The organism is Catellatospora sp. NPDC049133 (assembly GCF_040648455.1).
Classification (GTDB): domain Bacteria; phylum Actinomycetota; class Actinomycetes; order Mycobacteriales; family Micromonosporaceae; genus Catellatospora; species Catellatospora aurea.
Genome location: NZ_JBEZDT010000019.1, coordinates 146,420 through 167,825, shown reverse-complemented (window position 1 = coordinate 167,825; position 21,406 = coordinate 146,420). Strand labels below are relative to the sequence as shown.

Below are 21,406 nucleotides of genomic sequence, written 5' to 3'. Positions count from 1 at the left end.
GGTCCGGGACTGTTCCCGGACCCGACCACGATGCAGGGCTACATCGCGATGACACAAGTTCCCGAGTGCTTGAGAGAGCGCTCTCACGATACGATGCGCGCAAATCCCCGGTCAATAGACGGTGAACGATGACGAGCCGGGCCGCGCACACCGCGCGGCCCGGCTCGGGTGCCCGGCTTCGGGTCAGTGCACGAACTCCGTGGTGACGTTCGCGTCGACAAGGTCGCCGAAGCCGTACACCCAGGCCTGGCCGATCGGGTCGCCGAGCTGGGCGCGCAGCCAGTAGGCGCTCCAGCGGGCCACGGTCTCCACGCTCTGCGCCTGGGCGAGGGTCTGCGGGGACAGGTCGGGCCGCGCGCCGGCCGGGTTCTGCGCGTCGGTGATGCCGTAGTGGTTGGCTCCGAGCACGCCGGCGTACAGCTTGGGCGGCGAGGTGACGCCCTGGTAGGTGGCGTAGCCGTTGGCCGGGCTGCCGACGCCGTCGGCGCTGCCCTGGATGAGGGCCACCGGGACCGTGTTGGCCACCGGCGGGGTGGTGCCGGTGCCGGGCTGGGTGTTGTTGGTCCCGTACAGCGCGACCGCCTTCAGCTGCGGCGGGGCGGGCGCGGGCACCGTGCAGAACGGCGGGGTGCAAAGGCCGGTGGTCAGGTTCAGCGCCGCCGCGCCGCCGAAGGAGTGCCCGAGCAGCAGCAGCCTGCCCGGGTCGAGCGCGCCCAGCAGCGGCGAGCCGGCGCGGGCGTTCTCGGCCTGGGCCCACGTCACCGTCCAGCCGGCCTGCGCGCCGGTGGCGTAGAGGCCGGGCTGGCCGAACAGCACCTGGAAGTGGTTGGGCACGACGACCGCGAAGCCGTACGAGGCGACCTTGGCGGCGTAGCCCGAGTACTGCGCCTTGTCCACGTTGGCGCCCTGCAGCAGCAGCACCACCGGCCACGGGTCGTGGGGTGAGCTGGTGACCGGGTGGTAGACGTCGGCGGCGTCGCCGTTGACGGTGCTCGCGTAGACGGTGACCGAGGAGTACGCGGCGGAGGCGGGCACGGGTGCGGCCAGCGCCGCGGTCACGGCGGCGAGGGTGGCGGTGAGAGCGGCGACGGCGGCACGCCGTACACGGTGGCTCGATGTTCTCACGACGAGGTTCCCGTTTCTGTAGGCGAAACAGTGTTTCGTATCGAGAGACATATTGGAGTCTGTGGCCACGTACGTCAATGCGTGGCGGCCCGGTCCGTCGATGCGCAAAACGACTCAAAGCCGAAAGAGCATTCGCAAAACGAGCTGCCGCCGCCGCATGATCGAAGCGGGAACGCCGGTCGTTTCCGCAGGTCGCCAGGGATGAGGGGAGCGCTGCCGTGGGGATCGAGGAAAAGTTCGTCAACCTGTCGCGCCGGTTCGTGGCGCGCACCGTGCAGACCGCCGGGCGACTGGCCGGCTACCCGCGCTGGGAGATGGACGGCCGGCTGATGGGCGCCAAGATCGACGACGACGCGGCCCGGGAGGCGGACAAGGACCGGCTCAAGGCCCTGGAGGCGGTGAGCCGCTTCACCGCGGAATGGCCCGGCCTGCTCGACACCCAGCGCATCCCACCCGTCGTGAGCACCGGCCCGATGCCGCATTTCCGTCCGTAGCAGTCCGCCTCGGACATAGCATGGCCAGCGAGAGTGCGTGAACAGACCGCTGCGGCGCGCCGCGCGACGTCGGGGGAGCCCATGAGCACAGCCATCATGAACACGCTCACCGAGGACGAGATGATGCTCGTCCGCGAGACCGAGCGGGAGCGGCTCACCGGCCTCGACGAGGACGGTCTGCTCGACCTGCACGACCGCATCCGGCGGGCACGCAACAAGTACGTCAAGCTCTACCGCCGCCAGTCCGGCCTGCGCGTCGCCGAGTCCGGGGGGCGGGGCAAGGCCAACCCCAAGGGCACCCGCGACCGGCAGAAGGCCGAGGTGTTCGAGGACGCGCTGGCCCGGGTCAGCCGCGCCGTCGCGCTGGCCGCGAAGGCCAGCGCGCAGCAGCTCAAGGCCGAACGGCTGCAGCTGGCCAAGGAGAGCCGCAACACCACCCCGCCCCGGCCCTCCCGCCCGCCGGCCAAGGCCCGGCCGAGCAGCCAGGTCGCCGACCGGTCACCGGACTCGCCGGGCCTGCGCAAGCGCCAGGCCTCATCCCGCGCGGCCGGGGCGCGCCGGCAGGCGGGCCGCGACAGCCGTTGACGTCGCGGGCCGGGGACGCGTGATACGGCGGCGGTTCGCCGACCCGAGCCGGTGGTAAAGCGCCCTGCCGACTGTGTGGCAGCAAGTGAGGGGCACGGCGCTGGACGCCGTGCCCCTCACCGCTCACCTGCAGCCGGTCAGTTCGTGCTCACCCCGCCGAACACCGGCACGTCGGTGCTCAGGCCGTAGTTGACGACGTAGTTGGTGCCGTTGCCGCTGCGGATGATGGACCAGTTGCCGGTCGAGGGCCGCCAGATCGCGACGTCGGTCTTGCCGTCGCCGTCGTAGTCGCCGGGCGTTGCCACGTCACCGGACTGGCCCCAGGTGACGACGTAGTTGGTGCCGTTGCCGCTGCGGATGATGGACCAGTTGCCGGTGGAGGGCCGCCAGATCGCGACGTCGGTCTTGCCGTCGCCGTCGTAGTCGCCGGGGGTCAGGACGTCGCCGCTCTGGCCCCAGGTCGTGTTCGTGACGGTGCCGGTGCTGCTCTTGCGGATGCTCCAGGTGCCGTTCGCCGGGTGGAACACGGCCTGGTCGGTCTTGCCGTCGCCGTCGAAGTCGCCGACCACGGGCTTGTCCCCGCTGACACCGAGGTTGACTGCGTAGTTGGTGCCGTTGCCGCTGCGGATGATGGACCAGTTGCCGGTCGAGGGCCGCCAGATCGCGACGTCGGTCTTGCCGTCGCCGTCGTAGTCGCCGGGCGTTGCCACGTCACCGGACTGGCCCCAGGTGACTGCGTAGTTGGTGCCGTTGCCGCTGCGGATGATGGACCAGTTGCCGGTGGAGGGCCGCCAGATCGCGACGTCGGTCTTGCCGTCGCCGTCGTAGTCGCCGGGGGTCAGGACGTCGCCGCTCTGACCCCAGGTCGTCGCGGAGCCGCCGCTGCCGCTCTTCATGATGTTCCAGGTGTTGGTCGACGGCCGGAGCACCGCCTGGTCGGTCTTGCCATCACCGTCGAAGTCCGCGATCCGCGGGCTGTCGATGATCTTCGTGTACCGATAGGCCTGGTAACCACTGGTGGCGTGCCCGTCCAGGGTCGCGTCGGAGAAGGAGTGGCCGGGGTTGAAATCGACCGGCGTCGAGCCGAAGGCGTAGTAGGAGAAGGTGCTGGCGCTCTCCCAGCCGCCGAAGAGGATGCCGTGTCCACTGGTGATCAGGAAGTCGCCCGGCTTCAGCTCCGAGCGGGAGATGGCGATGACATCCGGGTGGCTCGCGAACCCGCCGGTGCTCGGCTGGGTGCTCATGTGCAGGGCCATGGCGATGTAGCCCGAGCAGTCGGTCCGGTAGTTGTCTCCCTGCGGGTCCGGATAGGAGCCACTCTGGTTGTAGGAGATGCTGCCGGCGCGGTCCAGCCAGTACTCGGCACGCTCGATGACCTCCGCCCGGGTGATCGATCCGCCCTTGACCGATGCTGCATGGGCGGCCGTGGGCGTGGCCGACAGGTCGACGGCGAGGCCGACACTCGCGCCGAGCCCGGCAGCGAGGGCGAGGCCGAGCATGCCGCTGGCCAGCCTGCGGTACGTGGGGGTGTGGGTACGCATCGTGGTTTCCGTTCTGATGAAGGGTGTGAGTCATCGCGACGGGGCCCGGAGGACACCGCCTTGCCTTTACGAAAGAGTCAGATAAGTTGCCAGCCCTGCATTGCGGGGGCATCCAGTACGCGCTTGATCAATTCGATTGCCGCGTCGTGTGCGCGGCTTTCATCGGCTACTCGAATGAAGAGGGCGATCGCCATTGCTTCGGGTCGGATTCGAACTCTGATGTGCTCGACTCCTCCGTCCTGTCCGGCGTGAGCCCAGATCAGGTCGGTCAGGATCGGTTCGCTGCTCGCCAGTCGTGCCTGGTGGTCGCCCCGCAGGTTGATCTTGACGAGGTGCATGTCACCCCCATTCATTGCCGCCGTTCGTGGAAACGGCGGTCGAAGCGGCAGCGGCGGCCGGACTCTGGGCGAGGAACATTCCAGACAGAGAGAGGATTATCGCGATCACGGCCGCGCTCGCTGTACGCTTCATTTCCGTTTCCCCGTTTCCATCACTTTCCGAACCCCTTCGGCTCGCTGGAACAAGAATGTCCGAGCGAATTCGCGAAGTCATCGGAAACGCACTGGCACCAACGTGCCCTGCACTTTGGTGCCAGCAGCGGGCAGTCGAATGTGGCATGTTTCGGCAGCTCGAAGCCTGTACGTCGAACCATTCACTGCAAACAGCCGGAATGCCGTATCGGGTGCTAATCGGACATGCCTTGCGCCTTCCCAAGTCATGATCGATACTTCGGGCGAGCAAGTTACGGGGGTAATGAGATGCTCGCGCCGCTGGGAATCAGTGCATTCGCCGAGTCCGTGTACCGGGCGATGCTCGCCGACCACACGTTGGGTGTCGAGCAGCTCGCGGAGCGCCTCGAATCCACCGAGAAGCAGGTACGTCAGGCACTGGACCAGCTCGCCGACCTCTCCCTGCTGGCCGACGAACAGAGCGGTGCAGGTGTGCGCGCCGTCGGCCCGTCGGTCGGCCTCAACGCCCTGCTCGCTCGAGCCGAGTCCGAGATGCTGGAACGCCAGCGGCAGATCGCCGCTACCCGCGAGGCGGTTGCGGCGATCGCGCTCGAACAGGCGAGGCATGCCGAGCGCGACAACGCGGTGCGCCACGAGGGTGTCGATGCCGTCCGCGCACGTATCGCCGAGCTTTCGCGCGTCGTCCGCAGCGAGTGCCTGTCACTCAACCCGCGCAGCGCGCAGACTGCCGACGCCAAGTCCGCCAGCACTCCCCTGAACCAGCAGATGATCGAGCGCGGGGTGCGGCTGCGGTGCATCTACCAGGAGAGCTACCGCAACGATCCTGCCCTGGTCACCTATGCCCGCTGGTTGACGGGTCTGGGTGGCGGCCTGCGAACGACGTCCACCGTCCCGATGCTCGCCATCATCTACGACCGCGAGATCGCCATGCTGCCTCTCGACCCCGGCAATAGCAGGCTCGGCGCGGTCGAGGTCCGCAGTCCGGGGGTGGTAGCCGCCGTCCACGCGTTGTTCGAGCAGATCTGGGCCGGCGCGGTGGCTTTCGGGCAAGCCGCCCCCACCGACGCCAACGGCCTCGACTCGCAGTCGAAGCAGCTGATCCAGCTGCTGGCCGATGGGCAGACCGACGAGATGGCAGCCCGCAAGCTCGGCGTGTCGCTGCGCACCGTACGTCGGATGGCCGCAGACCTCATGGATCGCCTCGGCGCGCGCAGCCGCTTCCAGGCCGGCCTGGAAGCGGGTCGGCGGGGCTGGCTGTGATCAGCACGGTGCGCCTGCGCCTGCGGCCGGTCGGATGCTCGCGCCGCTTGCCCGGGTGAGCCCGGTCGCGGCTGGGGGGCCGCCCGCTGTGAAGTGACCCGGTGCTCGGTGTTGTCGGTCAGCCCTTGGCGACGGCAGGCTCGAGCAGGTTGAGGGTGAGGTCGGCGAGGAAGCGGGTCAGTGCGGTCCGTTGCCGCCACACAGTGGTGAGCTGCTCGGTCGGCGGCGCGCCCAGCGTCTCGTACGGCAGCGAGGTGAGGGCGGCGCGGGCGGCCAGGCCCCCGACGTAACCGTAAGTGACCGCGTCCGGGTCGGGGTCGACGCCGTTGGTGCGCATGCCCTCGAGGTAGGCCGGCACGATCATGTCGTGGATCGCCGGCAGTGCGGCAGCGTCCACATGTCCGGCATGGGCCAGGCCGACCAGCAGCTGGCCGAGGTCGAAGCCGATCGCCAGCGGGCACTGGAACGCGACGTCGATGGCCACGAACACGTCCGGTTCGCCGCGCGGGACCAGCAGGTTCTGGGGGCTCGCGTCGCCGTGCGCCAGCGCCTGCGGCAGCGCGTCGAGCCGGTCCAGGATCTCGGGCACGGCCGCGGCGATGCGGCGCAGATCGTCGCGCAAGCGGGCGTCGACCGTGGACACGACCAGGGGATGGGCCCAGATCCCGTCCTCGTCGAGGGCGGGGACCGAGCCGCGCATGACCCGGTTGCCGACCAGCATCCGCAGCGCCCACCCCGGTTCGCCCGCGCCGGCGAGCAGCTCCGGGGTGCTGCGCAGGGCGGCGAGCCCGCCGAGCGCCGTGGCGGCGCGCCGGTAGTGGTCGAGGGTCCACTCGGCATCGGCGATGGCGTCGACGTCCTCCATCCACAGCAGCAGACGCTCGTCGTCCAGTTCGGTGATCCGGTACAGGACGGGGACGCGCAGCCCCTCCGGCAGGTGTCCGGCGAACGGCTGCTTCCACATCGCCAGCTCCTGCCGCCACGGCAGGGTCCGGCACAGCTCGTCCCGGAACTGCTCGGGCACCAGGTGCAGCAGCGGCCAGTGCCGCGCGTGGTGCACCAGTTTGACGAAGACGCTCCACGGGCGGCCGTCGCCCGCGCCGCGTACGCGGGCCAGGCCACCGGTGGCGGGGGAGCCGGACTGGTAGGCGATCGGCTCGACGTGCCAGGGGCCGGGGTCGGTGTCCGTGCCGAGCACGAGCTTGGCGACCTCGGCCACTTCCGTTGCGGACAGTTCCATCACCGGCTCCGGGATAGTAAGGCTACCTGACGACCTGGGGAGATAGTAAGGTAGCCTGATGAGTTCGGTCAACGGCGATCCCCCGCACGTGTTCGACCTGCTGGGGCAGGCGCTGACCGCCGGCCGGCGGGGCATGGAGGCCGAGGTCGCCGATGAACCGCACCACCTGCGCGGCTCGCATCTGCGACTGCTCTCGATGACCCCCGCCGAAGGGCTGCGCCCCACCGAACTCGCCGCCCGCGTCGGCATGACCAAGCAGTCCCTCGGCGAGTTCGTCGCCACCATGCAGCAGGCCGGTTTCCTGCACGTCGACCCGGATCCCGCCGACCGGCGCGCCCGCATCGTCCGACCCACCGCCAAGGGCCTGCGCCTGCAGGCGCGCATCCTGGAGATCCTCGCCGAGACCGAGAACCGCTGGCGCGACGAGGTCGGCGCGCGGGACTGGGCCGTCTTCCACCGGGTGCTGAGCCACCTTGCCGCCGGAAAGGCTCCCGCCGACGGTTCGCGTTGACCGGCCATACAAAGAATGTCCGGAAAGAGCGAAGGGCGTCCGCGTCGCTTCGCGGCCTCGCCCACCCGGATCGAAATGCGTCGGTGAAACGGCCGGGTTTGCACCGCGTCGGTTGATTGCGCCATCCGCGCGGCTGCGACCTGCGTCGATGTCATCGGTTCGGCTTCTTGTGCGCATCGTTTGGATCCTGTTCGGACACTGATTGACTACGTTCTGACCGTTGAGACTCTGGTGCCGGATTGCCTTCTTGTGCAACGATCCCTTCGCATTCCCCCTAGCGGCGCTCTCCTGTTCCGGACCGCTCTGCGGCTCCGTGCGCCGCCACCTCCGCTCAGGCCCTAGAAAGGTGTCCGGATGAGAACACCCAGGTGGCTACGAGCTGCGTTCGTGGGGGTTCTCGTCGTGCCGCTGACCGGCGCGACGTGGACCACTCCCGGAATGGCGGCTCCGCAGCCCTCGCCCTTCAAGGCGAACAAGGTGACGGCGACGTCGCACATCACGGCGGACAAGACCCCCAGCAGCCGCCTCGCGCAGACCGACCCGTCGCTGCTCGGCCGCACCGACACCGCCCTGGTGCCGGTGCTGGTGAAGCTCGACGTCGACGCCGTGGCGACCTACGCCGGCGGCATCGACGGCTACGCCGCGACCAGCCCGCGCGTCACCGGCAAGAAGCTGTCGGGCAACGCCGCGGAGAAGCGTTACGAGGGCTACCTCGCCCAGCGTGAGGACGCGTTCGTCAAGGCCCTCGGCAACGTCAAGGGCGCCAAGGCCGGGCAGCGGCTGCGCACCGTGTACGGCGGTGTCGCGGCGGTCGTTCCCGCCAACAAGATCGCCGACGTGCTGAAGATCCCGGGCGTGTCCGCGGTGCAGAAGGACGAGCTGCGCAAGACGCTCACCGACGCCAGCGCCCCGTTCATCGGTGCGACCTCGCTCTACCCGGGCCTGGGCGGCACCGCCAACGCGGGCAAGGGCATCATCATCGGTGTCATCGACACCGGTGCGTGGCCGGAGCACCCGTCCTTCGCCGACCAGGGCAACCTGGGCGCTCCGCCGGCCAAGGCCGACGGCACGCCGCGCGAGTGCGACTTCGGCGACAACCCGCTGACCCCCGCCACCGACGTCTTCGTCTGCAACAAGAAGCTCATCGGCGGTGCCAAGTTCCTGGACACCTACGACGCGCAGACCGGTGACGACATGTACCCGTCGGCGCGTGACAGCGGCGGCCACGGCACGCACACCGCGTCCACGGCGGCCGGCAACAAGCTCACCTCGGCGACGGTGTTCGGCGTCGAGCGCGGTCCTCTGAACGGCGTCGCCCCGGGTGCGTGGGTGTCGGTGTACAAGGCCCTCGGCCCGCAGGGCGGCTACAGCTCCGACCTGGCCGCGGCCGCGCAGCAGGCGATCCTCGACGGCGTGTCGGTGATCAACTACTCGATCTCGGGTGGCAGCAACCCGTTCACCGACGCCGTGGAGCTCACGTTCCTCGACGCGTACGCGGCGGGCGTGTTCGTGTCGGCCTCGGCCGGCAACTCGGGCCCCGGCTCGGCGACCACCGACCACGTGTCGCCGTGGGTCACCACGGTCGCGGCGTCGACCCAGGTCCGTGAGTTCGTGTCCACGCTGACCCTCAAGTCGGGTGCGGACACCCTGGTGCTGCACGGCGCGTCGATCACCTCCGGGGTCGGCGAGCTGCCCGTGGTGATGGCCTCGTCGTACGGCGACCCGCTGTGCCAGGCCGACGCCCCCGCCTCGGTCGCCGGGAAGATCGTGGCGTGCCAGCGCGGCGTCAACGCCCGCGTGGAGAAGGGCTACCACGTCAAGGCGGGCGGCGCGGCAGGCATGATCCTGTTCAATGCCGCACTGGCCGACATCGAGACCGACAACCACTACCTGCCGACGGTGCACCTGGCCGACGGCACGCAGTTCAACGCGTTCGTGGCGGCCCACCCGGCCGGCATCACCGCGTCGTTCACGGCCGGGCAGAAGCAGAACGGCCAGGCCGACGTGATGGCGGCGTTCTCGTCGCGCGGCCCGGGCGGGCTGGGCATCAAGCCCGACATCACCGCCCCGGGTGTGCAGATCCTGGCGGGCAACACGCCCACCCCGGACGCCGTCGAGGGCGGCCCGGCGGGCGAGTACTTCCAGGCCATCGCCGGCACGTCCATGTCCGCCCCGCACATCGCGGGCGCGGCCGTGCTGCTCAAGGCCGCGCACCCGACGTGGACGCCCGGCCAGATCAAGTCCGCCATGATGACCACGGCGAAGACGTCGGTCGTCAAGGAGGACACGGTCACCCCGGCCGACCCGTTCGACCACGGTTCGGGCCGCCTGGACCTGACGAAGGCGTCCAACCCGGGCATCACCTTCGACGAGACCGCCGAGCGCATGTTCGCGCTGGGCAACGACCCGCTCGCGGCGGTGCACCTGAACCTGCCGTCGATCAACGTGCCGACCCTGCCGGGCCGGGTCTCGACGTACCGCACCGCGACCAACGTGAGCAACAAGGCGCAGACCTACAAGGTCACCACGTCGGCTCCGGCCGGTAGCAAGATCACCGTGGCGCCGGCGACGTTCACGCTGAACCCGGGCAAGTCCGTGAAGCTGAAGGTCACCATCGAGTCGAACGCGCCCACCGGGCAGTACTTCGGCCAGATCGACCTGGACGCGACCCGGGCCGGCATGCCGACCCTGCACCTGCCGGTGGCGTTCGTGCCGCAGCAGGGCAACGTCAGCCTGACCAGCACCTGCGCCGCGGGCTCGATCCCGTTGTCGGGCAGCACCACCTGCACGGTGACCGCGACGAACAACGCGTTCGCCGACGCCGACGTCGACCTCAAGACCGTGCTCAACGGCAAGCTCAAGGCCACCGGCGTCACCGGTGCCACCCTGGACACGCCGTGGCAGGTCACCAAGAACAACGTCGCGCTGACCGGCGCCAAGCCGGGCGTGCCGTCGATCGCCCCGGGTGCGGGACCGGCGGGCTACATCCCGCTGGCGGCGTTCGGCATCACGCCGGACCCGCTCGGTGACGAGTCCGTCATCAACTACAACGTGCCGCCCTACGTGTACAACGGCATCACGTACACCTCGATCGGCATCCTCTCCAACGGTTACGCCGTCGTCGGCGGCGCCACCAGCGAGGACAACAACTGCTGCGCCCTGACCCAGATCCCGGACACCGCCCGCCCGAACAACGTGCTGGCACCGTTCTGGACCGACCTCGACGGCAGCAACGACGAGGGCCTGCGGGTGGCGACGCTGACCGACGGCGTCAGCACCTGGCTGGTCATCGAGTGGCAGGTGGACGTGTGGGGCACCAACTCCAACCGCCACTTCCAAATCTGGATCGGCGTCAACGGCACGCAGGACATCTCGTACGCGTACGACGCGGCCGCGCTGCCCGCCGACCCGGGTGGTCAGGCGTACATCGTGGGCGCGGAGAGCGCTGACGGCACCGGCGGCGAGCAGCTCCCCGTCGGCACCCTGCCGACCGAGGACCTGGTCGTCACCAGCACCGACCCCGCCCCGGGCGGCTCGGTGTCGTACACGATCAACGTCCGCGGCATCCAGACCGGGTTCGGCGCTCTCACCACTGAGATGACCGCCTCGACCGTGCCGGGTGTCACCGTGGTCGGCTCCGCCGTGGTCGTGCAGAAGCCCGGCACCGCCGGGCAGCAGCCCTGATCGCAGTGAGCTGAAGCCGGGGTGCGCGAACCTGCGCACCCCGGCTTTTCGCCGCCTGGGTCAGGCGGTCGCGCGCTGCCGGGGCGGCGGCACGCGTACCCACGCCATGCCCGCCGCGGTCGCCGCGGCCACGCCCAGGTCGGTGTCCTCGAACACCACGCAGTGCTCCGGTGCGACCCCGAGCCCCGCAGCGGCCAGCAGGAACGCCTCCGGGTCCGGCTTGGCCCGGGTGTAGTCCTCCGCGCACACCATCAGGTCGAAGCGGTCCAGCAGGCCCAGCGTGGTCAGCGACGCGCTCACCGACGCGCGGGCGCCCCCGGAGACCACCGCGAACGGGATCCGCCCATGGGCGTCCTCGATGTGCGCCAGTACCTCCGGCACCGCGGTCAGCTGCGGCAGCAGCTGCTGGTACAGGCCCTCGCGGCGCTCGTCGACCTCGGCCACCGGCATCGCCAGGCCACGGGTGGCGTTCAGGTCGGCGATGATGTCGGGCACCGTACGGCCGCCCCACGCGTAGAACAGGTCCTCCGGGAAGTCGCAGCCCCACTCGCCGACCGCCTGCGACCAGGCACGGTAGTGCAGCGGCATCGAGTCGGCGACGGTGCCGTCGCAGTCGAACAGGTAGGCCCGGAACTCCCCGGGCGGCAGCGGCAGCATCACCCGCAGCAGGCTACCCGGATGAGAGCTACCGGCTCACCGCGTACCAGGTCCGGGTGGGACGTGCCACGGAGGTACAGGTGCCGTCCACGGCCGACGGTCCGGATCCGGCTGATCCGGACCGCCCTGTCGGCGAGGTCGCGGTGTGCGGGTCACTGGTCCTGGATCAGGCCGAGCACGTTGCCGTCGAGGTCGGTGACGGTGGCCACGAGACGACCGCCGCCGACGTCCTGGGCGGGCTGCCGCACGGTCGCGCCCGCGGCGGTCACCTCGGCGAGCTTCGCCTCGATGTCGGGCACGTGCCAGTACGTCACCGGCGAGGTCAGGCCCTGCGGCCCGGCAGCGGGCACCAGGCCGATCTGCTGGCCGGCGGCGTCGAAACCGACGTAGTACGCCGAGTCGGTCTGCGGCGCCACGCCGAGCAGGGCGCTGTACACGGCCTTCGCGGCGGCGAGGTCGGACACGGGGTGCAGCACGGTCTGGACGCCGTGGGTGGAAGAGCCGGTCATGATCACTCCTATGGTCGTGGGCCGTCGTGGCCCGTTCGGCGGGCTGTCTGCCAGCGGGAACTGGTCAGAGCTTGTCGTTTCGAGGGGGATGCGGGCATCCGTGGCGACCACGGAACCGGCCACGGAACGCCGGTGCGGAGCGCCTAGGACCGCGGCGATGCCGCCGCCCCGACGGGGACCAATGGGCCGCCCGGGGACATGGGCCGGACCGGGGCCGGTGCGGCGGCCGTGCCCGTCCTCCGTCGGCCGAACCGCAGCGCGGCCGCGACGGCAAGGCCCAGCGCGATCGTGAGCAGCGCGGAGATCAACAGCGTGGCGCGACCGCCGATCGCCGTCACGACGGGCCCGCCCAGCAGCGTGCCCAGGCCGGTGGCGGGGGCGGTCAGCGCGGACCGGGCGGCGAGCACGCGGCTGAGCACCTGCGGCGGGGTCCCGCGCTGGAACAGGGCGGTGGAGATCGCGGTGAACGGGCCGTAGATCAGGCCGCCGAACGCGAACCCGACCAGCCCGGGTACGACGGCGTCGGTCAACCCGAGCGGCAGCAGGGCGGCGCCCCAGCCGACGATGACAGCGACCACGACCCGCCAGGGCGGAAGGTGGCGCAGCAGCACCGTGGCGAGCGAGCCTGCCGTCGCCCCGATCCCGAACACGGTCCAGTACAGGCCGAGCAGGCCGGGTGAGCCGTGCAGGCCGTGCGCGACGTGCACGGGCAGGGCGACCTCGACCGGGCCGTACAGGAAGAAGAAGACGCAGGTGACGGCGAGCAGCCCGAGCAGGCGCGGCCGGTCGAGGATGGCGCGCCAACCGCTGCTCTCCGGCGCGTCCGACGGGTCCGTGGTGCCGGCGGTGGTCGCCTGTCGCGCGGCGAGCGTCCACGCGGCGACCGCCAGCACGGCGAAGCTCGCCGCGTCCACGCCGATCACCCAGCCCGGCCCGGTCAGCGCGGTCAGCCCACCGGCCAGCCCCGGGCCGACGACGAACGCCGACTGCGCGAACGTCGACAGCAGCGCATTGCCGGTGACCTGGTCGTCCTCCGGCAGCAGCTCTGCCACCAGCGTGTACACCCCGGCGCTGCCCCAGGCGTGCAGCAGTGACGACACCGCCAGCAGCGCGACGAACACGACCGGCTCCAGCAGACCGTTCACCGCCAGCACCGCGACCGCGCCCAGCGTCACCGCGCGCACCGAGGCGTCCGCAGCGACCAGCTGCGCGGCCCGCAGCCGCCGCATCAGCGGAGCGAGCACGGCCGCGCCGAGCGGGGCCGGCAGCGCGTACGCCGCGACCGCCAGCCCGGTCCAGACACCGGCCTGCCCGTCCGGCGCGATCTGCACCGCGAGCCACGCCACCGCGACCATGCTCATGCCGTCGCCGAGGGCCGAGACCAGCTGCGCGGGCATGATCCAGCGCAGTGCCGGATGCCTGCCCAGCCGGCCGACGGAGCCGATCCAGGACCGCGCGCCGTCTCGCAGTTGCTTCATCTCGTGCTCCGTTTCCGAGTTCCCGTGTGCCTGCTCTGAGCGTCGTCGCGGCGCGCCGCGAGGGCATCGGTGCCGACCACGGAAAGCACCTCGGATTCGCGCCACGTGGCGGTGCGCCAGAATGGGGCCCATGACGGCGACGACGGTGGACATCTCGGCCCGGGAGTCCGAAGTGCTGGCGCTGCTGGGCGAGCACCTCAGCAACGCCGAGATCGGGGCCCGGCTGTTCATCTCGGTGCGGACGGTGGAGAGCCACGTGTCCTCGCTGCTGCGCAAGGTCGAGGCCCCGGACCGGCGGGCGCTGGCCCAGCGCGCGTCCGAGCTGACCCGCATCGACCGCGCCCAGCCCGCGCCGGCGCTGCCGACGCCGCTGACCTCGTTCGTCGGCCGCGCGCAGGAACGGGCCGAACTGGCCGGCCTGCTCAAGGCGCACCGGCAGGTGACCGCGCTGGGTCCCGGCGGCGTCGGCAAGACCCGGCTCGCGCTGGTGGTGGCTGCCGACGTGGCCGGCGAGTTCGCCGACGGCGTGTGGTTCGTCGACCTGGTCCCCGTCACCGACCCGGGCGCGGGTGCCGTCGCGGCGGCCGTCGCCGCCGCCCTCGGCCTCGGCGAGCAGCCCGGCCGCGCCATGGACGAGTCGGTGTACGCCGCGCTCGCCGACCGGCAGGCCCTGCTGGTGCTCGACAACTGCGAACACGTCCGCGACGGCGTCGCGCCGTTCCTGGAGCGGCTGCTCGCCACCTGCCCCCGGCTGACGGTGCTGACCACCAGCCGTGCCCGGCTGATGGTGCCGTTCGAGCGGGTGTACCAGGTCCCGCCGATGTCGCTGGCCGGCGACGGCGAATCCGACGCGGTCGCGCTGTTCCTCGACCGGGTCAGCGAGCTGCGCTGGCCGCCCGACACCGTGCTCCGCGAGCACATCGCCTCGGTCTGCGAGCGCCTGGACGGGGTGGCGCTGGCGATCGAACTTGCCGCCGCCCGGTGGCCGACGCTCGGGCTCGACGGCCTCACCGCGGGACTGTCCGACCAGCTGCGGCTGCTGTCCGGCGGCTCCCGGACCGACGAGCGGCACCGCTCCGTGCGCGCCGCCCTGGACTGGAGCCACGCCCTGCTCGACCCGGCCGACCAGGCACTGCTGCGCCGGATGGCGGTGTTCGTCGCCCCGTTCACCGTCGACGCGGCGGCGCGGGTGGCCGGCCTGGAGCCGCCGGTCGTCGCCGACGGGCTGGCCCGGCTGGCCGAGCAGAGCCTGCTCGTGGTGACCGCGACGGCGAACCGCACCGAGTACCGGGCGCTGGAGACCATCCGCCAGTACGGCATCGAGCGGCTCGCCGAGGCCGGTGAACTCGACGACGCCCGCGCTCGGCATCTGCGCTGGTGCCTGGCGCAGGCCGCTGACATGGCCGGGGCGCGTACCGACCTGCGGGCCCGCTTCGACGCCACCGCCGACGACCTGCGCGCGGCGCTGGCCTGGGCCGCCGACCGGCCGGAGCAGCGTACGGATATGCACCACCTCGCCCGGCACATGGCCGAGCTGAGCTTCACCCGCACCTACGTCGGCGAGTCGCAGCTGCGCTACGAGCAGGCTGCCGCGCTCACCGACGACCCCGCCACCGCCGCGGAGCTGCTACGCGCCGCCGCCGCCGTGGCCGGCTGCCGCATGCGCGGGGAGGACATGTACCGCCTGCACCGTGCCGCCGCCGACGCCTCCCGCCAGGCCGGGGACACCGCGGGGGCAGCCCGTGACCTGGCCACCGCCGCGACCAACGCGCACCGGTTCTGGAGCAAGTTCGAGCAGCTCCCGCCACATGACGAGACCATCGCCCTCGTCGCCCAGGCCCGGGACCTGGCCGGCGACGACCCGGCCGCACAGGCCGCCGTGGCGCTGGCCGAGGCCGGGGTGCTGGCCGACGCGTTCGGCGCGGCGCAGGGCCCGGCCGACAACGCCGTGGACGACACGACCGCGCGTACCGAACTGGCCGTCGAATTCGCCGCCCGCACCGGCGACCCGCTCGCCGAGTCCGCCGCCCTCGACGCGCTCACCGGCGCGCAGAGCTGGGCCGGCGACGCGTTCGCCGCCGCGGCCACCGCCCGGCGCAGGGTCTCGCTGCTCTCGCCACTGCCGCAGACCCCCGCCGTGACCCACGAACTGCTCGACGCCCTCGGCATGGCCACCGAGGCCGCGTTGGGCGCGGGCGACCTGCCAGCGGCGCGGCGCTGGGGCCGGCGGCTGGCCGAGCATCCGCTGCTGGCCGAGGTCGGGCACCGGGCCACGAGCTGGCTGCTCGTCGTCGACGCGCTGGCGGGCGACGTCGACGAGGTGCTCGCGGTCAGCGAGCGCTTCCTGGAGGCCTGGCAGCGGGCGGGCAGCCCCGCCCGGTCCGTGCTCGGCCCTGCCGTGGCCGCCGTCGCGATGGTCCACGGCCTGCGCGACGACCATGAGGCCCGGCGCGACTGGAACGCGGTCCTGCGGCAGCTCGGCACCCCGCCGGAGCACACCTACGGCTACGGCGCCGTCTTCGATGCGCTCGGCCTGCTCCACGAGGGCCAGCCCGACCTGGCGCTGCGCCGGATGGCACCCGAGCCCGCCGACGTGTGGAAATGGGTCACCTGGATCTGGCACCACTGGTACGTCGCTCTGCGCGCCGAAGCGTCGGTGCTTGCCGGAAGCCCGGACGCAATAGACCGGGTGGCCGCGGCGCGGACGGTCGTGGCCGGCAACCCGGTCGCCGAGGCGATCGTGGAACGGGCGCAGGCGCTGCTCGACGGCGAGCGGGAGCGGCTGCTCGCCACCGTGGACGCCTTCGACGCCGCCGGCTGCCGCTACCAGTCGGCCCGCACCCTGGTGCTGGCCGGGGGAAGCGACGCGGCCCGGGGCACGGCTGCCGTCGCCGCGCTCGGCCTGGCCCCGATGGCTCCCGCCCCACGCCTGATGCGGCGATGACCGGTCGGTAGCGGAACCGCGCTGTGCCACACCGCAGGTTTGGTGAGCCAGGCTCAGCTGGTGACGCGGCCCTCGGGCATGTCAACCACGAAGCACTCTGCGTAAAGGATGTCCAGGAGGCTGGCCCGCGCCAGCGAGAACGCCTCGGGCGTCAGATCGAGGCGCAGCCGGTAGTCGCGCGGGAACCCCAGCCGCTCCGCAGCCCGCCGGTTCAACTCCAGCGTCAGCACCTGTCCGATGAGCGTCCATGAACTGACCGCCCCGGTCGCCACGTCGCCGGCGCTGTTGATCACCTCATCGGTATCGCCCCACCTGCCGCCGTAGCGCAGGCGGATCATCACGACGTGCAGGCCGCCCGCGGACAGGATCAGCGTGGATTCGTCGTCGGTATCCCGGAAGTCGGCCCGGTCGACGCAGGGCATGCCGTCCACGCGGGCGACCGTACCAACGAGGCTCACGGGTCGTCGAACTGTTTCCGCAGACCGGGGCATCAGCGGGCCGAGTCCGGTGTGCGCAACCTGCGTGCGGGCACTGAACTGTTCGAGACCGTCCGATTCCGCCACCGGTAGGCCGGTCGCTGATGGGTGATCTCCGTTGCTCTCTGTCACGCCTCGCGGCAACGGGTATCACCCGCCGCGGTTACATCTTTTTCGATGTGGGCACATCAAAAAAGATGTAACCGCAGGGCGGACGGTCCTCTCTCCGCTCCTTCCTCAGCGCTGAGCGGACCATTGCGGATTCCGCCAAGGCCGCCAAAATGGCCGACGTGGACGAGGGAATCAAGGAAGCGGAGCAGACGAACGGCCTGGCGCGGGCCCAGGCGCTGCGGGATCTGCTGGAGAACGGCCGGGATCTTGACACGCCTCGGCTGGAGGCGGTCGCGGTCGAGCTCGGCCTGCCGCCGGCCGACGTGCTCCTGGTGGCCGGCCATCCGATCCCGGGGCGGCTGCTGCCGCCGGAGCGCGACCTCGAGGTCCTGCGCGAGTTCGGCTACCGGGTTTCGTTCTGCGGCCATCCGCAGCTCGCCGCCCTGTGTGAATTCCTGGCGAGCATGCCGGACGAGGGCGCGACACCCGAGTCCCGCCCGGCCCGCGACGCGGCCGATCCTGAGCCGTTCCCGGCCGTGCTGGACGGTCTCATGCGCAACCGCGGCCTGGGGCTGCGGGAGTTGCCGTTCGTCGGACTGTCGCTACCCACCATCAGGTGCATGCTGGGCGGCGGAGGGCAATCGCTGTCCGCGCTGCAGCAGGTCGCCGGGCCGCTGGGCTGGCGCCTGGAGGACCTGGCCATGCTCGCCGGTGAACCGATGCGGCGACTGGGGCACGGCCCCTTGCTCTGCCGTCATGTCGGAGCGGTGTTCATGGCAGCCGTGCCTCGAACCACGAGCCAGTTGGTGCTCGCCGCGCGTGAGGCCGATCGGTTGAGCGCCCGCGAGGACCAGGGCTGGTGGCAGCCGGTCTCCTACGGCGTCGATGTCTGCCCGGACCTCCGTCGGTGATTGATGCCTGCGGCGTCGGGGTCGCGGGCCGTTCGGTGTGATCAGCCCGCGAACTCGATGCCGGTGAGTGTGACCTCGCGGTGCGCGGCGAGCCGTTCGGCCTGCTCGGTGACCGCCTGCCGGACCCGGGCCGGCATCGTGCCCCACGGCTCGACGGCGACCGTGAACTTCTTGCCCGACTTGCGGGGACGCCAGACGCCGACCAGCTCACCGTCGGACAGCACCGCACCCGGCCGTCCCAGCACGGGCCACAACTGCTTGGCGCGGGCCTCGTCGGCAACCAGCGTCGACCGGTCCTTGGCCTGCAGGAACAGGTCGTACGGGCCGAGCAGCCGGGTCGCCTCAGCGGGGGCAGAGGTCAAAGCGGGCTCGTCGTCGGCGAGCAGCCAGCGCCGTTCGCCGCCGACTTCGACCTCGACCACGTCCTCGGGCCAGTGCGCCTGCACATCCTTGACCGGCGCGTCGAGGTAGTCGGCGACGTGTTTCGGGGTGGCGGGGCCGAGCAGCCGCAGGTAGGCACGTAGCACGTCGAATCGCTCACCCGGCGCGGCCGCCTGGCGGAAGCCGGTGATGCGCCGCAGGACCGGGGGCGAGGTGCCGGGTTCCAGCTCCAGGCCCGCACGAAAAGCGGCCAGCCGGAACGGCATCTCGTACAGGTGGATGGCGTCGCAGGGGCGGCAGAAGCGCAGGTACGGCTCCGGAAGGACCTTCGCGACGGCTCCCGACACGTCGCCCTTGACCGTCGGCCTGGTCACGATCTCGCGCATCCGGGCGGCCACCTCGTCGAGGGCGGCCAGGTTCGCGATTCCGGCGGCTTTGAGTGGCTTGGACGCGTCGTAGATGCGCTTGCCGGCGTCGGCGTCGGAGAACGGTTCGACCGCCGCCGCGATCCGGCCCACGTCGGCCCGGCGGTACAGGTGCGGCGCGCCCCGGACCGTCCACAGCATGACTGTGTCCTGCTCAGACAGTGCCGAGACGTCGACGCCGCGGATCGCCAGCGCCCAGGCCGCGCCGTCAGTGCCGGTGTCCTGCACGCCGAGGTCGAGCACGGCGGTGTCGGCGAGCGCCCCCGCCGCCCGGTCGAGCTGCTGGGCCCGGACCCGGAAGTTCAGCACCTGCCGCCGATCGATCATCGGTCAAGCGTATCCGCGTGGCCCGACAGCCACCGGAACCGCGCGCCGTCCCGGCGGGCCGGCGGCGTCCTTTCGGCTTCGCCGGATCGGGCAGTCCATCGGGTCGGCTCGGCGGTCGGGCCGGTCGTAATCATGACCCGGAAATGGCTGAACCGGCCCTGCCGCGAGGGTTGTCCCAGACGTTAGGTTCGCGCAGACCACACTGAGTCGGGAGTTCGCGGATGCGCGTGTCGGTAAAGCACATTGGCGTGGCACTGGCGACCCTGCTGGTGGTGGTCGCGACGCCGGCCGTCACCGCGGCCGCCGACGTCACGCACACCGCCTGGACCTGGGGCGGCAACGGGCTGGGGCAGCTCGGCAACGGCACCACCACGGCCCGCCGTACGCCCGGCACCGTGCCGGGGCTGACCGACATCGTGCAGATCGCGGGCGGCCGCGACCACGTCGTCGCCCTCGACGCGAACGGTCGCGTGTGGACCTGGGGCGGCAACGCGTTCGGCCAGCTCGGCACGGGCAACACGACCACCCGGCTGTCGCCGGTGATGCTGCCCGGACTGACCGGCATCGTCGAGGTGGCGTCCGGGCACGACCACTCGATGGCGCGCACCGCGTCGGGCTCGGTCTACACGTGGGGTCTGAACACGACCGGGCAGATCGGCGACGGCTCGACCACCAACCGGCTCTCGCCGGTCGCGGTCCCCGGCCTCACCGACGCCGTGTCGCTGGCCGCCGGGCGGGACATGAGTTATGCCATCCGGGCCAACGGATTCGCGTACGGCTGGGGTCAGAACACCAACGGGGAGCTGGGCGACGGCACCACCACCCGGCGCACGTCGCCGGTGCGGGTCGGCACGCTCACCAACGTCGAGAAGCTCGCCGGCGGGCGCGACCACGGGCTGGCCCGCCTGGCCGACGGCTCGCTGTGGGCGTGGGGCTGGAACGCGTACGGCCAGGTCGGCGACGGTACGCTCACCAACCGGACCACGCCCGTGCAGATCTTCGCCGCCGGTATCGCCGACATCATCGCGGGCGCGCACCACTCGTACGCGCTGCGCACCGACGGCCAGGTGCTGTCCTGGGGCCGCAACTACCGCAACGAACTGGGCGACGGCACCAGTACCAACCGCACCCGGCCGGTGTCGGTGACCGGGGTGAGCTCCGCGGTGTCGATCGCGTCGGGCCGCGACCACGGCATCGCCGCGATGGCCGACGGCTCCGTGAAGACGTGGGGCTACAACGCCGACGGGCAGCTCGGCGACGGGACCACGACGAGCCGTCCCACCGCGATCACGGTGCCGGGGATCTCCGGCGTCACCGTGGCCGGGGGCGGCGGCCAGGCGTACTCGGTCGTGCTGGTCCCCGACGGCGGCAACCCGCCGTCCAACCAGGACCCGGTCGCCGCGTTCAGCTCCTCGTGCACCCTGCTGGCCTGCACGTTCGACGGCACCGGCTCGGACGACCCGGACGGCGACGTCACCGGGCACACGTGGACGTTCGGTGACGGCGGCACCGGCAGCGGGCCGAACCCGTCGCACACGTACGCCGCCGCGGGCAGCTACTCCGTGACCCTCACCGTCACCGACGACGACGGCGCGACCGACTCCCTCACCCGGACCGTCACCGCGACGACCCCGCCGACCGGCGGCACCGTCACCTACCGGTCGGTCGCAGGCGTCGACGCCAACGTGATGCGGCCCGTCGTGACCGTGCCCGCCGCGGTGCAGCCCGGCGACACGCTGCTGCTGTTCGTCTCCGCCAACCGCGGCGCGACGGCCACCACCCCGGCCGGCTGGACGCTGCTGAGCACCAAGACCGACGGCACCGACATGGTGTCGTGGCTGTTCACCCGCACCGCGGTCGCCGGCACGGCGGGCTCGTCGGTGACCACCACGTTCGACGCGATCACCAAGGCGAGCCTGGTCGTCATGGCGTACTCCGGCGCGGGCCCGGTCACCGCCGCCGCGTTCGAGGACACCGCCAGCAAGACCACGCACCCGACGGCGGCGGTCACCGTCATGTCGGCCGGGTCGACGGTGGTCAGCTACTGGGTGCAGAAGGTCAGCGACACCGCGACCTGGTCGGTGCCCGCCACGGTCACCTCCCGCACCACGACCACGGGCAGCGGCGGCGGCCGGCTCGTGGTGGTCGCGGCCGACACCGGCGGTGTGGCGGCCGGGCCGTGGCCCGCGGTGACGGCGACGAGCACCGTCGCCTCGGCCCGCGCCATCGGGTGGACCGTCGTGCTCCCGCCCGCCTGACCCGGCACAGCGGACAGCG

At 71.6% G+C, this 21,406-nt stretch carries 17 protein-coding genes; 8 read left to right on the top strand and 9 right to left on the bottom strand.

The genetic code is table 11. The features are described from left to right. Positions 1-183: 183 nt before the first annotated feature. Positions 184-1,125 (bottom strand): hypothetical protein, encoded by a 942-nt coding sequence (locus AB0B35_RS22620; RefSeq protein ID WP_361048584.1) that lies wholly within the window; start codon positions 1,123-1,125, stop codon positions 184-186. Positions 1,126-1,343: 218 nt separating this feature from the next. Here AB0B35_RS22620 and AB0B35_RS22615 point away from each other — a divergent pair, with 218 nt between their 5' ends. Together AB0B35_RS22615 and AB0B35_RS22610 are read left to right on the top strand one after the other, a co-directional pair. After that, complete coding sequence (locus tag AB0B35_RS22615; RefSeq protein WP_361048582.1) at positions 1,344-1,619, top strand: hypothetical protein; 276 nt, start codon at positions 1,344-1,346, stop codon at positions 1,617-1,619. A gap of 81 nt (positions 1,620-1,700) precedes the next feature. Then, positions 1,701-2,204 (top strand): hypothetical protein, encoded by a 504-nt coding sequence (locus AB0B35_RS22610; protein WP_361048580.1) that lies wholly within the window; start codon positions 1,701-1,703, stop codon positions 2,202-2,204. Between the two features lie 137 nt (positions 2,205-2,341). Here AB0B35_RS22610 and AB0B35_RS22605 read toward each other — a convergent pair whose 3' ends face one another. Both AB0B35_RS22605 and AB0B35_RS22600 read right to left on the bottom strand, forming a co-directional pair. Beyond that, positions 2,342-3,745 carry a VCBS repeat-containing protein gene (locus AB0B35_RS22605; protein WP_360531855.1) on the bottom strand — a complete coding sequence of 468 codons (1,404 nt, stop codon included), beginning with the start codon at positions 3,743-3,745 and terminating at the stop codon, positions 2,342-2,344. Between the two features lie 77 nt (positions 3,746-3,822). Then, entirely contained in the window at positions 3,823-4,083 is a 261-nt protein-coding gene (locus tag AB0B35_RS22600) for a hypothetical protein (RefSeq protein WP_360531853.1), read from the bottom strand. A gap of 420 nt (positions 4,084-4,503) precedes the next feature. On the opposite strand from AB0B35_RS22600, the gene AB0B35_RS22595 reads away from it, so the two are divergent. Beyond that, positions 4,504-5,475, top strand: coding sequence for a helix-turn-helix transcriptional regulator (locus AB0B35_RS22595; protein ID WP_361048578.1), 972 nt, complete (start codon positions 4,504-4,506; stop codon positions 5,473-5,475). Between the two features lie 118 nt (positions 5,476-5,593). Here the strand turns inward: AB0B35_RS22595 and AB0B35_RS22590 are convergent, their stop codons facing one another. Then, on the bottom strand, positions 5,594-6,715 hold the full coding sequence (locus AB0B35_RS22590) for a hypothetical protein (protein ID WP_361048576.1): 1,122 nt from the start codon (positions 6,713-6,715) through the stop codon (positions 5,594-5,596). A 58-nt stretch (positions 6,716-6,773) separates the two neighbouring features. Between AB0B35_RS22590 and AB0B35_RS22585 the strand changes: the two genes are divergently transcribed. Together AB0B35_RS22585 and AB0B35_RS22580 are read left to right on the top strand one after the other, a co-directional pair. Next, entirely contained in the window at positions 6,774-7,226 is a 453-nt protein-coding gene (locus AB0B35_RS22585; protein ID WP_361048574.1) for a MarR family transcriptional regulator, read from the top strand. 354 nt (positions 7,227-7,580) lie between these two features. Next, entirely contained in the window at positions 7,581-10,910 is a 3,330-nt protein-coding gene (locus tag AB0B35_RS22580; protein WP_361048572.1) for a S8 family serine peptidase, read from the top strand. A 60-nt stretch (positions 10,911-10,970) separates the two neighbouring features. Here the strand turns inward: AB0B35_RS22580 and AB0B35_RS22575 are convergent, their stop codons facing one another. The 3 genes from AB0B35_RS22575 to AB0B35_RS22565 form a co-directional block, all read right to left on the bottom strand. Next, a complete protein-coding gene (locus AB0B35_RS22575; RefSeq protein WP_361048610.1) occupies positions 10,971-11,567 on the bottom strand; it encodes an HAD-IA family hydrolase in 597 nt (198 codons plus the stop codon). 152 nt (positions 11,568-11,719) lie between these two features. Continuing rightward, positions 11,720-12,076 (bottom strand): VOC family protein, encoded by a 357-nt coding sequence (locus AB0B35_RS22570; RefSeq protein ID WP_361048570.1) that lies wholly within the window; start codon positions 12,074-12,076, stop codon positions 11,720-11,722. 143 nt (positions 12,077-12,219) lie between these two features. Beyond that, positions 12,220-13,554, bottom strand: a complete 1,335-nt coding sequence (locus AB0B35_RS22565) for an MFS transporter (RefSeq protein WP_361048568.1) — start codon at positions 13,552-13,554, stop codon at positions 12,220-12,222. Positions 13,555-13,684: 130 nt separating this feature from the next. Between AB0B35_RS22565 and AB0B35_RS22560 the strand changes: the two genes are divergently transcribed. Further along, entirely contained in the window at positions 13,685-16,498 is a 2,814-nt protein-coding gene (locus AB0B35_RS22560) for a LuxR C-terminal-related transcriptional regulator (protein ID WP_361048566.1), read from the top strand. Positions 16,499-16,551: 53 nt separating this feature from the next. On the opposite strand, the gene AB0B35_RS22555 is transcribed toward AB0B35_RS22560, so the two are convergent. Then, on the bottom strand, positions 16,552-16,920 hold the full coding sequence (locus tag AB0B35_RS22555; RefSeq protein WP_361048608.1) for a hypothetical protein: 369 nt from the start codon (positions 16,918-16,920) through the stop codon (positions 16,552-16,554). Between the two features lie 335 nt (positions 16,921-17,255). Here AB0B35_RS22555 and AB0B35_RS22550 point away from each other — a divergent pair, with 335 nt between their 5' ends. Further along, on the top strand, positions 17,256-17,996 hold the full coding sequence (locus AB0B35_RS22550) for a hypothetical protein (RefSeq protein ID WP_361048564.1): 741 nt from the start codon (positions 17,256-17,258) through the stop codon (positions 17,994-17,996). Positions 17,997-18,037: 41 nt separating this feature from the next. Here AB0B35_RS22550 and AB0B35_RS22545 read toward each other — a convergent pair whose 3' ends face one another. Continuing rightward, positions 18,038-19,129, bottom strand: coding sequence for a winged helix DNA-binding domain-containing protein (locus AB0B35_RS22545; protein WP_361048562.1), 1,092 nt, complete (start codon positions 19,127-19,129; stop codon positions 18,038-18,040). Between the two features lie 248 nt (positions 19,130-19,377). Here AB0B35_RS22545 and AB0B35_RS22540 point away from each other — a divergent pair, with 248 nt between their 5' ends. Then, complete coding sequence (locus tag AB0B35_RS22540; protein WP_361048560.1) at positions 19,378-21,387, top strand: PKD domain-containing protein; 2,010 nt, start codon at positions 19,378-19,380, stop codon at positions 21,385-21,387. Positions 21,388-21,406: the final 19 nt, after the last annotated feature.

Excerpts from the sequence above, each read along its gene's own strand:
- AB0B35_RS22550 (WP_361048564.1), top strand. The coding sequence starts at position 17,256 with ATGGCCGACGTGGACGAGGGAATCAAGGAAGCGGAGCAGACGAACGGC.
- AB0B35_RS22605 (WP_360531855.1), bottom strand. The coding sequence starts at position 3,745 with ATGCGTACCCACACCCCCACGTACCGCAGGCTGGCCAGCGGCATGCTC.
- AB0B35_RS22580 (WP_361048572.1), top strand. The coding sequence starts at position 7,581 with ATGAGAACACCCAGGTGGCTACGAGCTGCGTTCGTGGGGGTTCTCGTC.
- AB0B35_RS22560 (WP_361048566.1), top strand. The coding sequence starts at position 13,685 with ATGACGGCGACGACGGTGGACATCTCGGCCCGGGAGTCCGAAGTGCTG.
- AB0B35_RS22575 (WP_361048610.1), bottom strand. The coding sequence starts at position 11,567 with ATGCTGCCGCTGCCGCCCGGGGAGTTCCGGGCCTACCTGTTCGACTGC.
- AB0B35_RS22570 (WP_361048570.1), bottom strand. The coding sequence starts at position 12,076 with ATGACCGGCTCTTCCACCCACGGCGTCCAGACCGTGCTGCACCCCGTG.
- AB0B35_RS22545 (WP_361048562.1), bottom strand. The coding sequence starts at position 19,129 with ATGATCGATCGGCGGCAGGTGCTGAACTTCCGGGTCCGGGCCCAGCAG.
- AB0B35_RS22595 (WP_361048578.1), top strand. The coding sequence starts at position 4,504 with ATGCTCGCGCCGCTGGGAATCAGTGCATTCGCCGAGTCCGTGTACCGG.
- AB0B35_RS22555 (WP_361048608.1), bottom strand. The coding sequence starts at position 16,920 with ATGCCCTGCGTCGACCGGGCCGACTTCCGGGATACCGACGACGAATCC.
- AB0B35_RS22585 (WP_361048574.1), top strand. The coding sequence starts at position 6,774 with ATGAGTTCGGTCAACGGCGATCCCCCGCACGTGTTCGACCTGCTGGGG.
- AB0B35_RS22565 (WP_361048568.1), bottom strand. The coding sequence starts at position 13,554 with ATGAAGCAACTGCGAGACGGCGCGCGGTCCTGGATCGGCTCCGTCGGC.
- AB0B35_RS22590 (WP_361048576.1), bottom strand. The coding sequence starts at position 6,715 with ATGGAACTGTCCGCAACGGAAGTGGCCGAGGTCGCCAAGCTCGTGCTC.
- AB0B35_RS22610 (WP_361048580.1), top strand. The coding sequence starts at position 1,701 with ATGAGCACAGCCATCATGAACACGCTCACCGAGGACGAGATGATGCTC.
- AB0B35_RS22600 (WP_360531853.1), bottom strand. The coding sequence starts at position 4,083 with ATGCACCTCGTCAAGATCAACCTGCGGGGCGACCACCAGGCACGACTG.